The sequence below is a fragment of the Amycolatopsis sp. CA-230715 genome (assembly GCF_018736145.1).
In the GTDB taxonomy this organism is placed as follows: Bacteria; Actinomycetota; Actinomycetes; order Mycobacteriales; family Pseudonocardiaceae; genus Amycolatopsis.
This window is the reverse complement of record NZ_CP059997.1, coordinates 7,546,131-7,560,864: the sequence shown is the minus strand read 5'-3', so window position 1 is coordinate 7,560,864 and position 14,734 is coordinate 7,546,131. Positions and strand designations below refer to the sequence as shown.

At 69.9% G+C, this 14,734-nt stretch carries 12 protein-coding genes and 1 pseudogene; 5 read left to right on the top strand and 8 right to left on the bottom strand.

The window, feature by feature from the left end; translation table 11 throughout:
* Positions 1–11: 11 nt before the first annotated feature.
* Entirely contained in the window at positions 12–1,340 is a 1,329-nt protein-coding gene (locus tag HUW46_RS35970; RefSeq protein ID WP_215543177.1) for an MFS transporter, read from the bottom strand.
* Positions 1,341–1,487: 147 nt separating this feature from the next.
* Here HUW46_RS35970 and HUW46_RS35965 point away from each other — a divergent pair, with 147 nt between their 5' ends.
* From HUW46_RS35965 to HUW46_RS35955, 3 genes are read left to right on the top strand one after another with little or no spacing between them, the layout of a single operon-like run.
* On the top strand, positions 1,488–2,501 hold the full coding sequence (locus HUW46_RS35965) for a LacI family DNA-binding transcriptional regulator (protein ID WP_215543176.1): 1,014 nt from the start codon (positions 1,488–1,490) through the stop codon (positions 2,499–2,501).
* Positions 2,502–2,520: 19 nt separating this feature from the next.
* Positions 2,521–3,504 carry a non-homologous end-joining DNA ligase gene (ligD, locus tag HUW46_RS35960; protein ID WP_215543175.1) on the top strand — a complete coding sequence of 328 codons (984 nt, stop codon included), beginning with the start codon at positions 2,521–2,523 and terminating at the stop codon, positions 3,502–3,504.
* Positions 3,505–3,512: 8 nt separating this feature from the next.
* Positions 3,513–4,403: an ADP-ribosylglycohydrolase family protein gene (locus HUW46_RS35955; protein ID WP_215543174.1), complete on the top strand. Its 891-nt coding sequence runs from the start codon at positions 3,513–3,515 to the stop codon at positions 4,401–4,403.
* Here HUW46_RS35955 and HUW46_RS35950 read toward each other — a convergent pair.
* A complete protein-coding gene (locus HUW46_RS35950) occupies positions 4,348–4,959 on the bottom strand; it encodes a nitroreductase family protein (RefSeq protein WP_215543173.1) in 612 nt (203 codons plus the stop codon). The genes HUW46_RS35955 and HUW46_RS35950 overlap by 56 nt on opposite strands.
* A 63-nt stretch (positions 4,960–5,022) precedes the next feature.
* Entirely contained in the window at positions 5,023–5,781 is a 759-nt protein-coding gene (locus HUW46_RS35945) for an alpha/beta fold hydrolase (RefSeq protein ID WP_215543172.1), read from the bottom strand.
* Positions 5,782–6,070: 289 nt separating this feature from the next.
* Between HUW46_RS35945 and HUW46_RS35940 the strand changes: the two are divergent.
* Positions 6,071–7,060 (top strand): annotated as a pseudogene (locus HUW46_RS35940) (DUF222 domain-containing protein); the annotation flags it as partial.
* Complete coding sequence (locus HUW46_RS49120) at positions 7,059–7,217, top strand: HNH endonuclease signature motif containing protein (protein ID WP_442860877.1); 159 nt, start codon at positions 7,059–7,061, stop codon at positions 7,215–7,217. The pseudogene HUW46_RS35940 and the gene HUW46_RS49120, both read left to right, overlap by 2 nt.
* A 286-nt stretch (positions 7,218–7,503) precedes the next feature.
* Here the strand turns inward: HUW46_RS49120 and HUW46_RS35935 are convergent, their stop codons facing one another.
* From HUW46_RS35935 to HUW46_RS35915, 5 genes are read right to left on the bottom strand one after another with little or no spacing between them, the layout of a single operon-like run.
* Positions 7,504–9,828: a polysaccharide lyase 8 family protein gene (locus tag HUW46_RS35935; protein ID WP_215543170.1), complete on the bottom strand. Its 2,325-nt coding sequence runs from the start codon at positions 9,826–9,828 to the stop codon at positions 7,504–7,506.
* A gap of 56 nt (positions 9,829–9,884) precedes the next feature.
* Entirely contained in the window at positions 9,885–11,348 is a 1,464-nt protein-coding gene (locus HUW46_RS35930; protein WP_215543169.1) for an aldehyde dehydrogenase (NADP(+)), read from the bottom strand.
* A 12-nt stretch (positions 11,349–11,360) separates the two neighbouring features.
* Entirely contained in the window at positions 11,361–12,515 is a 1,155-nt protein-coding gene (locus HUW46_RS35925; protein ID WP_215543168.1) for a hypothetical protein, read from the bottom strand.
* Between the two features lie 2 nt (positions 12,516–12,517).
* Positions 12,518–13,774: a glucarate dehydratase family protein gene (locus HUW46_RS35920; RefSeq protein WP_215543167.1), complete on the bottom strand. Its 1,257-nt coding sequence runs from the start codon at positions 13,772–13,774 to the stop codon at positions 12,518–12,520.
* Complete coding sequence (locus HUW46_RS35915; RefSeq protein ID WP_215543166.1) at positions 13,771–14,715, bottom strand: 5-dehydro-4-deoxyglucarate dehydratase; 945 nt, start codon at positions 14,713–14,715, stop codon at positions 13,771–13,773. The genes HUW46_RS35920 and HUW46_RS35915 overlap by 4 nt, the downstream gene beginning before the upstream one ends.
* Positions 14,716–14,734 lie beyond the last annotated feature (19 nt).

Genomic DNA, 14,734 nt, shown 5'->3' with positions numbered 1-14,734 from the left:
AGTAGGCGCTTTCAGTCGAGCGCGCGGCCTTCGGTTTCGGGGAGCGGGAGCACGGCGACCAACGCGACGACGAGGAACGCCATGATCGAGCCGATCGTGAGGGAGGACGCCACACCGTGGTCCATCATCGCGCCGATGACCGGGACCGAAACGGTGTTGGCCAGCAGGATCGCCGAAGTGACCCATGCGTAGCCGAGGCCGCGCAGGCTCGTCGGCAGCACCTCGCCGGACCAGGTGTTCCAGATCCCCCACGCACCAAGGGAAAAGAAGGCCAGCACGAGATTGCCCGCGTACATCTGACCGCTGCCGGTGGCCACGCCGAAGAGCACGCCGCCCGCGGCCGAAGCGAACGCGAACCACAGGAAGACGCGCTTGCGGCCGTGGCGCCGGGTCAGCCACGCCGCGAGCAGGTACCCCGGCACGGACACGACCTGGGTGACGGCGACGAACCACACCGCGTCCGTCCCGCTCATCCCCCTGCCCTGCAGCAGCACCGGCAACCAGGTCTGCAGGCCCCAGTACCCCCAGCTGAACGTGAAGGAAACCAGGAGCAGCAACAGGAACCGGTGCCGGATCCCGCCGCGGAACAGGGCGCGCACGTTCCCCCGCCGCTTGGTCTCGTCGACCGCGAACCGGGTGCCCGGCGCCACCGATCCGCCGAGCCGCCGCAGCACGCTCGCGGCTTCGTCGTGGCGGCCGCGGTCGGCGAGCCAGTACGGCGACTCCGGCACCCACCGGAGCACGGCGAGCGCCCACAGCCCGGCGAGCGCCGCGACGATCGCCACCGCACGCCAGCTCACCGCGCCGAGCGTCTGGCTGACCGCGATGCACAGCAGCGTCCCGACCGGGAACCCGATCGACAGCGCGACCGCGCCCTGCCCGCGCCACCGCGTCGGGAGCAGTTCGAGGAAGTACGGGAAGGTCACCGAATAGACGCCGCCGAAGGCCATCCCGGACAGGAAGCGCAGCACGAGGAAGGGCCAGAACGCGGGCGACAACCCGGCCGCCAGTGCGAGCGCCGAGTAGAGCAGGAGGCTGAACACGGTCACGCGGCGGCGGCCGAGCCGGTCGATGACCACGCCCCACAGCAGCGCGCCGGGCACCATGCCGAACGCGACCGCGGACAACGACCACCCGAGCTCGGTCTTGCCGACGCCGAACTCATCGGCGATCGGAGTCGAGACGTAGATGAGACCGACCTGCTCCCACGCCTCGATGACGAAGGTGAAGAACAGCACCGAGCCCGCGATGACGTGCGCCCTGCTCAGCCGCATGGTGTCGCACAGTTCGCCGACGGACCCGCGCGGTCCGGTGACGGCCGGTTCGTCCGGTGCTGCCATAGCACTCCGCCCCGATCATCGAAACGATTTGATGACGCCACATGAAACGCGCGCGCCCCGAACGCTGTCAAGAGCCGAGGGGAATCCGCCGGGTGGGCGATACTGACGGCACCCCGTTCGGAGCAAGGGCCAGGAGGGAGGGCACCGGTGGACGCCAAGCGCGCCGTCACGATCCGTGACGTGGCCGAACGCGCCAAGGTGTCGATCAGCACCGTGTCGCACGCGTTTTCCGGCAGCAGGCCGATCTCGCAGGCCACCAAGGACCGCGTCACGCGGGCCGCGGTCGAGCTTGGCTACGACCCGAACCCCAGCGCGCGCTCGCTCCGCACCGGGCGCTCCGGGATCGTCGGGCTGATCCTGCGCCCGCGCTACGCCCTCGTCGGCACGTCGGACCGGGCGGAGACGTTCAACCGGCTGGTCGGCGCGGTCGCCACCGAGATGCTGCGGCACAAGACCGGACTGCTGCACGTGCCCGACATCAACGATTCCTCGGCTGCGAGGGTCCCGATGGACGGCTGCATCGTGGCGCACCCGTACGGCGACGACAGCGTGCTGACCGAACTGCTGCGCCGCGGCGTCCCGGTGGTCACCGTCGAGGAGGACCCGTCGCGGCCCGAATTCGCCTGGGCGGTCCGGCTCGACTACGCCACCGTCGTCACGGCGCTGCTCGACCACCTGCGCGAGCATGGCGCCGAACGGGTCGCGCTGCTGACCGGGAGCGAGGACAACGCCTGGAACCGCCGCACCCGCGAGGCCTACCTCGCCTGGTGCGGCGAACCACGGGTGCACACGCTCAGCGAGGGCCTCACCCGCGCCGACGCGGCCGAGCTGGTCCGTCCGCTGCTGGCCAGCCGCGACCGCCCGGACGCGGTCGTCGTCGCCACCAGCGATTTCGCCGCGCTCGTCACCGAAGTCGCCGGTTCGCTCGGCCTGCGCGTCCCCGAGGATCTGCTGATCGCCTCCCTCACCGACAGCGAGCACTCGCGGCTGGCCAGCCCGCCGATCACCGCGATGGACCTCAACCACGAAGGGCTCGCCAAGCAGGCCGTCGAACTCATGCTCGGCCGGTTGGCCGGGGCGGCCGAGCCGACGGAAGCACTCGTCCTCGATCCCGTGCTGCACCTGCGCGCTTCGACTTCGAGGGCAACCGGTACGCCCTGAACCGGGGTACATTCCTCGCATGGCGTCGGCAAAGGGAAAGTCCCCCTCGGTGGAGCTGGAAGTCGGGGACCACACGGTGCGACTGTCCAATCCGGACCGGGTCTACTTCCCGGCGCGCGGTGAGACCAAACTGGACCTCGCCCGCTACTACCTCGGCGTCGGCGACGGCATCGTCCGCGCGCTGCGCGAGCGCCCGTGCATGATGCACCGCTTCCCGACCGGGATCAGCGGCGAGAAGGTGCACCAGAAACGCGTTCCGCACGGCGCGCCGCCGTGGCTGGAAACCGTGCGCGTGCACTTCCCGCGCTACGGCAGGCACGCCGACGAACTGTGCGTCACGAAACTGGCCGACGTGCTGTGGGCGGTGCAGATGTCCACAGTGGAGTTCCACCCGTGGAACTCGCGGCGCGCCGACACCGAGCTGCCCGACGAATGGCGCATCGACCTCGACCCGATGCCGGACTGCGGGTTCGACCGGGTCCGGCGGGTCGCCCACGTCGCGGCCGAGGTGCTGGACGAACTGGGCGCGGTCGGCTGGCCGAAGACCTCCGGCGGCCGCGGCCTGCACATCTACGTCCGGATCGTGCCCGAGCACGGTTTCACCGATGTGCGCAGGGCCGCGCTCGCGTTCGCGCGCGAGGTCGAACGGCGCGCCCCCGACGACGTCACCACCACCTGGTGGCGCAAGGACCGCGACCCGGCGATGCTGTTCGTCGACTACAACCAGAACGCCCGCGACCACACGATCGCGAGCGCGTACTCGGTGCGCGGCAATCCGGAAGGGACCGTCTCCACCCCGGTCGCGTGGGACGAGATCGACGACGTCGAGCCGGGCGACTTCACCATCGCCACCGTGCCGAAGCGGTTCGCCGAGCTGGGCGATCTGCACGCCGGGATCGACGACGCGCCGTTTTCGCTGGCGCCGCTGCTCGACTGGGCCGATCGCGACGACCGGGCGGGCGTGCCCGATCCTGGTATCGACGAAGCCGTCGAGCTGGACTGAGGCCGGGGATGCTGCTCGAACTCGCCATCGGCGACGCCTACGGAGCCGGGTTCGAATACGCCGATCCCGATTTCGTCGCCGCCCACAACACCCTGCTCGGTTACGTACAACATCCGCGCCATCGCGGGATCCTGCCCGGGGCGTACACCGACGACACCCAGCTGACGATCGCCGTCGCCGAGGCGCTGCTCTCCGGCGAACCCTGGTCGGCGGCCACGCTGGCCGACCGGTTCGTCGAGGCGTTCCGCCGCGACCCCCGCGACGGGTACGCCCCGAGCTTCGGCCAGCTGCTGAGCGAAATGCGGGATGGCGAAGAACTGCTGGCCCGGCTTCGCCCGGACAGCAACAAGAGCGGCGCGGCGATGCGGGCGAGCCCGGTCGGCCTGCTGCCGGACGTGCCCGAAATCCTGCACCGCACCGCCGTGCAGGCCCGGATCACGCACGACACCCCGTCCGGCATCGAGTCGGCGCAGGCCGCCGCGCTCGCGGTGCACTACTGCCACCACGACCTGGGCCCGCTCGCCGAAATCGGCCGTTGGATCGAGCACACGCTCCCGCCGGGTGTCGGCGGCTGGGCCCGCCCGTGGCACGGCAAGGTCGGCTCGCGCGGGCGGATGAGCGTGCGGGCGGCGCTCACCGTCGTGTCGCGCGGCGGCTCGTTGAGCGAAATGCTGCGCGCCTGTGTCGCTTTCACCGGTGACGTCGACACCGTCGCCACGATCGCGTTAGCCGCCGCGTCCCGGAGCGGGCAGGTCGTCAAGGACCTGCCCGCCGTGCTCGTCGACACCCTCGAAGACGGGCCCTACGGCCTGGCGTTCCTCCGCGGGCTCGATGCGCGCCTGCTCACCAGCGGTTCAGGTGCAGCACCTCGTCGATCGGCTTCCGCTCCGCCGGTTTGAACCCCGTGCCGGTGTAGTAGGCCGTCGGGATGAGCGCGCCCTGGTGCACCGTTTCCGGCAGGCCCAGCACCTCCGCGGCTTCCTTCTCGTGGCGCAGGTGCAGCGTCGTCCACACGGTGCCGAGCCCGAGGTTCCGCGCGGCCAGCATGTAGCTCCACACCGCGGGCAGCAGCGAGGCCCACAACCCGGCCTGGTTGCCCTCCGGCAGCTCGGCGGACCCGGTGTCCAGGCACGGCACGAGCAGCACCGGCACGTCCTGCATGTGCTCCGCGAGGTACTCGCTGCTGCTGCGGATGCGCTGGTAGGTGGCCGAATCGTCGGTCACCTGCTGCAGATCCATGTATTCCTGCCAGCCCCTGCGGTACACGTCGCTCAGCGCCGCCCGCTGCCCCGCATCGGTGACCACCAGCCACTGCCACTGCTGCCGGTTCGACCCGCTCGGCGCCTGCAAGCCGATCGTCAACGCCCGCTTGACCAGTTCGAGCGGCACGTCACGGGTCAGGTCGAGGCGCTTGCGCACGGCTCGGGTGGTGGTCAGCAGTTCTTCGGGGGTCATGTTTTCCTTCCCAGGGCTCCGAGGTCGGGCCGACAACGGACACAACCCGCGGCTGGCGGCGGGCTATTCCCGTTCCACTGTGGACAACCGCGCGGTGAACCATGCCGTCAGGATGTCGTCCACCGCCTTGGCCACGGGCAGCTGCGGCGCGGGCTCGATACCCGGCTGGTCAGCAAGGGGATGCGCCAGGCCCGCGACCGTTTCGAACCTGCCGCCGACCGCCTCGACCAGCGCTGCGGCCTCTTCTCGCAGTTTGGGATAGTCCTCCGCGCCGCTGACCACGAGCAACGGCGACGCGAGTTCCGCCCTCTTCAAGAAATCCAGCTCGTCGGCGGCGCGGAGTGCCTCATCGGTCCAGCGGTACGGCCCGATGTCCGGCTCGCTCAGCTCGATGACCGTGCTCGCCCGCACCGCCGGATTCACCAGCGCCGTCGCCGCGACGGGGAAGTCCTGTCGCGCGAGCACTTCCAGCGCCACGAGACCACCAGCCGACCCGCCCAGCAGCCCGATCGGCGCGTCGGCGATCGGCAACTCTTCCTTCAGCCTCGCGAAAACGGTCGCGAACTCGTCCGCTGCCTGGTGGACCATCGGCCCGAGGAAGTCCAGCATGGCGTCGTCCCATCCCCGCTCCGCCGTCCCCCGCGCACCACATCCTGGAAGGCCGAGGTGTATCCGCCACGCGTCCACCCCGTTCATCGGCAACGCCGCCGCGAACGCCTCGTTGCTCCGGGGCGCGTCGAGCATGTGCCAGGTGACCACGGCCGGGGCTGGGGTGGTTTTCGGTGGTAGCACGGTGACGGGGACTTCTTGGGGTGTGGTCATTTTTTTGATCCTATTAGCCGGGCCCTTGTTTGTCGGCACGTTCTGCTCAGAGCGGATTCTGACCTGGGCGCTTCGCCGTGTCTAGCTCCGGTCCAAAGATGGCTTTGGACGGGAAGGAGGGGCCGGGCTTTGGCCGTCCGGGCGGCGGTCTGCCTATGGTCAAGTTCGATTGCGGGTGCTGACTTTGTTGGTGCAGCTCAGGTTTGCCATGTATGTCCATTATGGACTCGTTCTTCACTCACCCGATCGGGTCATTCGAACCCGTGTGCGAACGCGGTAAACTGGAGGCGTGCCAGGAACATCTCCTTCCCTTGTGCCGCAGCAGGATGAGCTGTGGCGGCTTGACGCGCGTGAGGTTGCCGCGCGGTTGCGGGAGGAGTTCGTGTCGTGGTGGCAGCAGGAAGCCCGCATCCACCGCATGATCGCGCACCTGGACAACGGCGGCGCCCGCGACTTGGGATACACGACTGTGGCCGGACTGGTGGCCGATATCGCGCGCTGCACCGGGCCCGAGGTGAAGAAGCTGGTGAAGCGGGCACTGGTGACCAACCCCAGCCACAGCATCGACGGCACCGAAATCCCCGCCGCCGCACCGCTCGTCGGAGACGCGGCGCGGGAAGGTGCGGTCTCGCCCGAGCACGTGGACAAAATCGTGCGGGTGCTGGAAAAGATCCCCGCCACGACTCCGGTTGAAGATCAGGAGTTCGCAGAACGGTCCCTTGTGAATCTGGCACAGAACGCAGGCACGTCAGAGATCGGCAAGCTGGGTAAGGAAATCCTCGGCCACCTCGACCCCGACGGCCCCGAACCCCGCGACACTCCCGATCCCACCCGCTCCGTGCACTTCCATCAGCGCAAAGATGGTTCAGCCAAGTTCGACGGCTACCTCGACCCCATCTCCGCCGCGAAAACCCTTGCTCTACTGGATCCACTCGCCCAATCCCGTGAAGGTGACCCGACGGGCGAACCGGTGCAGCGGAGCCGAGCGGAGCGATATGGCGACGCCTTTATGGAGATCGTTGCCCTCGCCGGAAGTCACCCCGACTCGCCGAACCACAGCGGCGGCCGCGCGGACCTGATCGTGACCATCCCCCTGGCCGACCTCAAAGCCGAACTCGGCAAAGCCTGCCTGGACATGGTCACCGACATCACCGCCAGCGAAGCCCACATCCTGGCCTGCGACTGCAGAATCATCCCGATGATGCTCGACGGCAAAGGACAGCCCCTGGAAGTCGGGCGGGCCAAGCGACTGGTCACCGAAGCGATCCGATACATGCTTGCCATGCGCGACAAAGGATGCGCGTTCCCCGGAGTGCGCGCCGCGCCATTGCGAGGCACACCATGTCGTGGAGTGGGCACACGGCGGCCTCACCGAGCTGGGCAATCTCGTGCTGCTATGCGGACACCACCATCGGCTGTTGCATCGTAGCGACTGAACACTCCGCATGGTCAACGGCCTCCCCGAATTCACCCCACCCGACTTCATCGACCCCTGGCGAAGATCCAGAACAAACCGCCACACCGCCCAACCTCGCGCCGCCTAAGCGCACCCGCCGCCGCTGGCGGGCCGGTCGCTGTGTCCACAGCAGACCGACCTGCGAAACTCGGCTCTTCGGCCACTATCCGGGCGAAGAGCAGAACGACCGCGCCCGACATCCGAACCGCGGGCGCAGTCTGTCCCGGCCCGGCCGCGAGCCGGTGCGGATCGGAATCCTCGCCCGGCTACAAGCGAATGACCTGCGTCGCGCCCAACGTCCCGGCCACCTTCACTTCGACCGTCCGGCGGCGTACCGTCACCCGGATCGTGTCCTGCTGCTGCGTCGGATCGGACACCGCGAGCCGCCAACCGGCTCGCGATCGTCCTAACGCGACAGAGGCGGGCGCCGAAACCGAGACCTCGTCGGCCGAGCCCGCGGCGAAGAAGTTCGCGAGGAGAGTGTTGTCCCACAGGCGGACCGCTTGCACCGTCGGCGTGTTCGAGCGGACTCGCCACGCGCCTGCCGAGGCGATGGTGCCGACCAGCGAGGCCGAAGGCAGCACCGCGTAGGCGTACTTGGCGTTCGTGGGCGTGGCACCGTGTTCGATCACGATCTTCTGGTAGCGGCGGGTGTACAGGGTCGTGGTGCCGCCGGTGTTGGCGCCCGTGTCGACGTCGTGCCAGGCGCCGGTGCGGTCTTCGCGCAGCAGGGTGACCTCGGCGTCGTCGAGCAGCACGTACCCGGCGACGTCGTCCAGGTGCAGCCAGCGGGGGCGGTGCAAGGTCGACGTCTTGCCGAGGCGGGTGTCGGCTGGCCAGCCGTCGGCGAGCAGCAGGCCGCGGTCGAGGCTGCGGTTTTCCACCGTGGTGCGGACTTTCGCGCCCGAGGCGTCCGTGATCCCGGCGCCTAGGCAGACGATGCCGGACGGGGTGAAGAACCAAGACTTCTTCGCCGAAAGCGTGCCGTCCTGCGAGGCGAAGTCCAGTGCGTAGGTGCCGTGTTCGTCGTCGAGCCGGACACCGCCGGAATGCGCCTTCGAGGTCACCGGGACCTGCTCCAGCTTCGGCGGGTCCGAGTCCTTCTCGGTGGTGCCGGGAATCAGCTTCGCGTCCACCGTCGGCCAGTACGCATCGCTGTAGTGGCCTTCGGCGCCGGGCAGGAACACGTACAACGCCCCGTCGCCGGTGTACCAGCCGTGCAAATTCATACTGTTGACCGATTCGTACCGGCAGATCCGGGCCGAACTGACGCCGAGGGAAGCCGACCAGTCCCGCGTCACGTGGACCATGCGATCCTGCTGCGCGAAGATCCGGTGCCGGGGCACCAGCGGCGGGCGCTTCGGACCGGTGGCCAGTAGCTCCTGCGCGTACTCGACCTCGGGGACGCCGACCGGTTGCAGACCACCCGAAAACCGTTGCACGTCACGGACATCGAGGAAGGGTGCCCACTTGCCGCGATCGATCCAATCCGCGGCGAGCCCGGCGAGACGCGACTTCGCGGGATCGGGCGCGGTGCGCGCGAGCAGCACCGCGGCCGCGGTGAGCTGATGCCCCGCGTCGTGGCCGGTCTCGCCCTGACGGGACAGCATGCGGCCACGCGCGGGTTCCATCATGTACCCGGAGAACATGAACGGCGCGCAGGCATCGGGCAGCACGTCGTAGACCTGTTGCCGCACCGGCAGTGGAAGTTCCCACGCCGTGCCCGAGGTGATTTCCAGCAGGCTGGCCGCCGCCTGCAGCAGCACGAGCGCGTAGTGCCCCGGATAGGGCACCACCTCGTGCTGGAGGAACGAGCCGTCGGTGTGGAAACCGTCGCCGCGGGTCACCCGCTTCACCAGGCTCGCCGCACCGCCGCCCGCCACATCGGTCACCGCGTCGATCCCGAGCCGGACGCGCTTCTCGTCGCCGAGCATCGCACCCGACACCACCGCGATCAGTGCCTTGTCCGCGCGGTTCGCGCCCGTCTCGATCACGCTCGGGTTGTTCGCCCTGACGTTCGGATCCGCCACGAACCGCAGCACCGGGCGCAGGTACCGCTCACGGTCCGCCGCGGGCAGCTCGTCGCCGAGTGCCAGCAGGATTTGCAGCAACCAGTACGGCACGCCGATCTCGTACACGTACCAGTTGCCTTTTTCGGCGACCTTTTCGTTGTACTGCAAGCGGTACAGGGTGTCCAAAGCGGACTTGATCCGATCCGCCTCGCCGGGCTTCGCGGACAGCGCCGATCCGGGAGTCGCCCAGTCGACAGCGATCGTGCGCAGCCGGTAGTACATCTTCGGAAAGAAGTCGCTGCCCGGCTGCACGGGGAGATCCGCCCACAGCTGGTCCGCGCCGGCGTTCATCGAGGCGTCGTACCCGGTGGCCACCTCGTCGAGCGCGCGCACCGCCTGGTCGCGCTCCTTCGACCGGCGACCGGTGCCGATCTGCAACGCCCGGTATCCGGCGACGATCTTCGCGAAGTCGTCAGAGGGCGCACCGGCCGCGAACGCCGTCGCGGATCCGGTGCTGACGGCGATCGTGGCCGCGGCCACCGCGCTGCCGCGCAGCATCGCCCTTCGGTTCAACGGCATTGTCGTTCCTCTCGGCGGGGAAAGGGATTCCGAAGCGGCGGCGGGTCAGGACTAGGTCAGTTCAGTTCGGCGGTACCGTCGGTGCGGCGGGGCAGCCGCCACGGGTTGTCGTCCCGCAGCGGGGGCGGCAGCAGCGCCTCGGGGAAGCCCTGCCAGGCGACGGGGCGCAGGAACCGCTCGATCGCGGCGGTGCCCACCGAGGTGGTGGTCGGCGCGGTGGTCGCGGGGTACGGCCCGCCGTGCTGCTGCGCCCAGCTGACCGTCACCCCGGTCGGCCAGTCGTTCCACAGCAGCCGCCCGGCCAGCCTGGTCAGCGCGGGCAGCAGTGGCCGGACGTAGTCCACATCGGACTCCTCGCCGTGCACCGTCGCGGTCAGTCCCGGTTCGAGCTCGCCGAGCAGCGCGAGCAACTCGTCCGCGTCCGCGTAGGTGACGATCAGCGAAGCGGGCCCGAAGCATTCCGACCGCGCGGTCTCACCGCCGTCCGCGAACGCCTTCGCGGTCGTGGAGAGCAAGGTAGCGGCGACATCGGGACCGTCCGATTCCGGCGACGCCAGCACCGAGACACCAGGCAGCGCGCGCAGTTTCGCCAACCCGGACGCGAACCCGGTCGCGATGCGCTCGTTCAGCATCGGCTGGGCCGAAGTGGCGCCGACGGCCTCGCGCAGCGCGTCGTCCAGCCCGTGGCCCTCCGGCAGGAACAGCAACCCCGGTTTGGTGCAGAACTGGCCAGCGCCGAGCGTGAACGATCCGACGTACCCCTTGGCGATCTGCTCCCCGCGCGCCGCGATCGCCCCCGGCGCCACGACAACGGGGTTGACGCTGCCGAGTTCGCCGTAGAACGGGATCGGGTTCGGCCGCGCCGCCGCGATGTCGAACAGCGCGCGCCCGCCGGGGACCGAGCCGGTGAACGCGGCGGCCTGGATGCGCGGGTCCTTCAACACGGCGACCCCGGCGTCGACACCGTGCACCACCTCGAACACGCCCTCGGGCGCACCGGCCTTCACCAGCGCGTCGCGCAGCAGTTCACCGGTTCGTGTGGACAGTTCGGGATGTCCGGGGTGCGCTTTCAGCACCACCGGGCAGCCCGCGGCCAGCGCGGAGGCGGTGTCGCCACCGGCGACGCTGAAGGCGAACGGGAAGTTGCTCGCCGCGAACACCACGGTCGGCCCGATCGGCACGTTCGCCCTGCGGATGTCCGGCCTCGGTCCCATCGGCCACTCCGGATCGGCGTGGTCGATGGCGGCTCCGAGGAACGCGCCGTCGCGCAGCACCTCGCCGAACAGACGCAGTTGGAACGTCGTCCTCGCCAGCTCGCCCTTCAGCCTCGGTGCCGCGGGCAGGTGGGTCTCCGCGGCCGCGAGCGGGATCAGCTCGTCGGCGGCCGCGTCGAGCGCGTCGGCACCGGCGGCCAGCCACGCCGCGCGCTCGGCGGGCGTGCTCACGGCCAGCGCGGCCGCCGCGGTCACCGCGGCCGCCACGATCCGGTCCAGCTCGCTCGCCTTTGTCTCCTCAGTCATCAAAACCCCTTGCTAGACAACGTTTCGCGCACCACCGACGGCGGCGTGCAGGTCGGCACGGCGGCCGGGCCCCGCGAGTCCGAGATGGTACAGGTGCAGCTCGGCGGCACCGGCCTTGCCGAGCTCGCTCACGTATGCCTCGATATCGGGCACCGGGCTCGCCCCCACCGCCGTGACGTAACTTCCGATGTCCACAGTGGACGGAAGCTCGGCGCGCGCGGTCGAGACCGCGTCGAGGCTCGCCTTGCCGGGTGCCCAGTTCTGCAGCACCACCGCATCGACGTCGTCGGCGGCCGATGGCGTGAGACCGGGCAGCGCGCCGGTGACCCACGGATCCACCGCGCCGTGCAGCACGATCCGCCTGCCACCGCCGATCGCCGCCAGTACCTCGCGACGGAGGTCGTCGGTGGAGCGCTGCCGGGCGGACAGCAGCGCGTCGCGCAGCCCGCCCGGCAGCTTGTCTTCGGCAGCGGCGAGATCGCCGGTCTCGATCAGCCGCCGCACCTCGGCGCGCAGCTTCCGTTCGACCTCGCCGGGTTCGAGACCGGCGTCGGTCCACAAGCGACGGCACAGCGCGCAGCAGCACACCGAAAGCAGCCGGGCCGTCGCCGGTGCCCACACGGCATCGGTCTTCTCGTGGTGGCACTGGTGCACCGCGCCGAGCTGGCCGCAGGCCTCCAGGATCACCGTCGCCACGTCGAGATCGGCGACGCATTCGGCGGCGAGCGTCGCCGCGTAGGCGCGCACTTCCTCCTGTGCCGGGCACAACGCCCACGGGTAGCTCTCACCGAAGCAGTTGCGCACCGCGACATCCGGGAACTCGGTGCCCAGCTTGGAGTTGTGCGTCAACACGACCCAGGCCGCGGTCGAGATCCCAGCGTCGCGGAGCGCGGCCACGGCACCGCCCGCGCTGTCCTCGCGGTCGACCCAGTCCGGGGTGCCCGGCCGCAGCCGCGCGCCTTCCCACACCTGGTCGCGCGTGGGACGGTAGAGCGCGGCGTGCCTGGCGAGCACCGCGCTCCGGTCGGGCGCGTACGGGGTCGCGGCCCTGGTCGTGTGGTACGAGACCGCCACCGCGACCTCGTCGACGCCGAGTTCGAGCGCGCGTTCGGCGAAGCCGGGGGCGTCGAGCACGTCCCACGGGTAGGCGTATCCGGTGACCCGCATGCTCACCACCGTGCCGTGTTGGGTTCGAAGTCCGGTACGTACCGGCGCATGTAGGTCACGTCGTCCCGTTTGGTCTGTCCACATCGGACGTAGTCTTCGTGCGCCTTCGCCAGCGCGTCGCGGTCGAGGGTGACCCCGAGTCCCGGCCCGTCCGGCACCGCGACCGCGCCCTCGCGGAACTCCAGCACACCGGGCTCGATCACGTCCGCGGTCTTCCACGGCCAGTGCGTGTCGCACGCGTAGGTCAGGTGCGGGGTCGCCGCGGCGACGTGCACCATCGCGGCCAAGCTGATCCCGAGATGACTGTTGGAGTGCATCGACAATCCGACGCCGAACGTCTCGCACGTCACCGAAAGCGCTTGCGTGTCACGGAGACCGCCCCAGAAGTGGTGGTCGGAGAGCACCACACCGACCGCGCCCACCCGGAACGCCGGTGCCACGTCGGCGAAGCGCACCACGCACATGTTGGTGGCCAGCGGCATGGAAGCGCGCTCGGCCACGCGCGCCATGCCTTCGACCCCGGGCGTCGGATCTTCCAGGTATTCGAGCACCCCGTCGAGTTTCTCGGCCACCCCGAACGAGGTTTCCGGTGTCCACGCGGCGTTCGGGTCGATGCGCAGCGGATGCGATCCGAACGCCTCCGACAGCGCCAGCACGCCGTCGACCTCCTGCTCCGGCGGCAGCGCGCCGCCTTTGAGCTTGATGGAGCCGAAACCGTACTCGTCGACCATGCGACGCGCTTCGCCCACGAGCGCCTCGGGGGTCAGCACCTCGCCCCACGAGTCCTCCGCGGCGCCGACGTGCGCGCCGTACTTGTAGAACAGATATGCCGAGAAGTCGACAGCGTCCCTGGCGCGGCCGCCGAGGAGGTCCACCACCGGACGCCCGAGGTACCGGCCCTGCGCGTCGAGCGCGGCGACCTCGAACAGCGAATAGACACTGGCAAGGGTCTTGCTGACCGAGAACCCGCCGGTGAGGCCGTGCTCGTCGGCGAAGACGGCCTCGCCGAGCGTGCGCGCCACGCGGCGACGCAGTTCCGGAAGATCGAACACGTCCAGGCCGGGCAGCACGGGGATCACCTTGCGCACCTGGTCGAGGAACGCGAGATCGCCGTAGGACTCGCCGAGCCCGATGACGCCGTCCTCGCACACCAGCTCCAGCACACCGCGCAACGCGAACGGTTCGTGCACCCCCATCGCGTTGAGCAGCGGCGGATCGCTGAACGCCACCGGGGTCAGCACGATCTCGGTGATCTTCACTTGCCGTCACCGAGCCCGGCGAGGACCGACGCGCCGCGGTCGAGCAGCGCTTCGAGCCGGTTGAGCTGATCCGCCGACGGTTCGGTCAACGGCGGGCGCACGCCGCCGACCTTGTGCCCGCGCAGCCGCGCCGCCGCCTTCACCAGCGACACCGCGAAGCCCGGCGTTTCGTCGCGCAGCTGCACGAGCGGCAGGTAGAACCCGTCCAGCAGCGCGTCCATCACGGCACTGTCCCCTTCGGACAGTGCGCGGTGGAACCGGTGCGCGATCTCCGGCGCGAAGCAGTGCACCGCGGAGGAGTACCTGGCGACCCCGATCGACGCGTACGCCTTCGCCGACATCTCCGCGGTCGGCAACCCGTTGAAGAACAAGAACTCCTTCGCCCGGTCGGATCCGTCCGCCCTGATCGCGGTGACGATCCTGGTCATCAGGTCGACGTCGCCGAACCCGTCCTTCAGCCCGACCACTGACGGGATCTCCAGCAGTTCCCGCGCCGCGTTCGCGGTGAACACGCCCGTCGAACGGTGGTACACGATGACCGGGATCCCGCTGCCCCGCACCGCGAACCGCACGTGGTCGACGAGCCCCGCGGGCGGCCCCGTCACCAGGTACGGCGGGAGCAGCAGCACCCCGTCCGCGCCACCGGCCTCGGCCGCGGCGATGCCCGCTCGCGCCGTCGCCGCGCCACCGCCGGCGCCCAGCCAGATCGGTACCCTCCCGTCGACGACGTCCTTCGCCGTGCGCAGCAGCGCGGCGATTTCGTCCGGCGAGAGCGAGCTGAACTCCCCGGTCCCGCACGCCACGAACAACGCGCCGGCACCCGCGTCCACATGAGCCTCGACGTGGTGCGCGAAGGCGTCGAGGTTCAGCTCGAGATCATCGGTGAACGGGGTGAGCGGGAAGGCGAGCAGGCCATCCAGCTCGATCTTGGGCTGGCTCATGTATTCAGCTCTTTCGTCC

What these genes read in the sequence shown, in the direction of transcription:
- HUW46_RS35970 (WP_215543177.1), bottom strand. Translation starts at nt 1,340, where the DNA reads ATGGCAGCACCGGACGAACCGGCCGTCACCGGACCGCGCGGGTCCGTC.
- ligD (WP_215543175.1), top strand. Translation starts at nt 2,521, where the DNA reads ATGGCGTCGGCAAAGGGAAAGTCCCCCTCGGTGGAGCTGGAAGTCGGG.
- HUW46_RS35955 (WP_215543174.1), top strand. Translation starts at nt 3,513, where the DNA reads ATGCTGCTCGAACTCGCCATCGGCGACGCCTACGGAGCCGGGTTCGAA.
- HUW46_RS35950 (WP_215543173.1), bottom strand. Translation starts at nt 4,959, where the DNA reads ATGACCCCCGAAGAACTGCTGACCACCACCCGAGCCGTGCGCAAGCGC.
- HUW46_RS35945 (WP_215543172.1), bottom strand. Translation starts at nt 5,781, where the DNA reads ATGACCACACCCCAAGAAGTCCCCGTCACCGTGCTACCACCGAAAACC.
- HUW46_RS35935 (WP_215543170.1), bottom strand. Translation starts at nt 9,828, where the DNA reads ATGCCGTTGAACCGAAGGGCGATGCTGCGCGGCAGCGCGGTGGCCGCG.
- HUW46_RS35930 (WP_215543169.1), bottom strand. Translation starts at nt 11,348, where the DNA reads ATGACTGAGGAGACAAAGGCGAGCGAGCTGGACCGGATCGTGGCGGCC.
- HUW46_RS35925 (WP_215543168.1), bottom strand. Translation starts at nt 12,515, where the DNA reads ATGCGGGTCACCGGATACGCCTACCCGTGGGACGTGCTCGACGCCCCC.
- HUW46_RS35915 (WP_215543166.1), bottom strand. Translation starts at nt 14,715, where the DNA reads ATGAGCCAGCCCAAGATCGAGCTGGATGGCCTGCTCGCCTTCCCGCTC.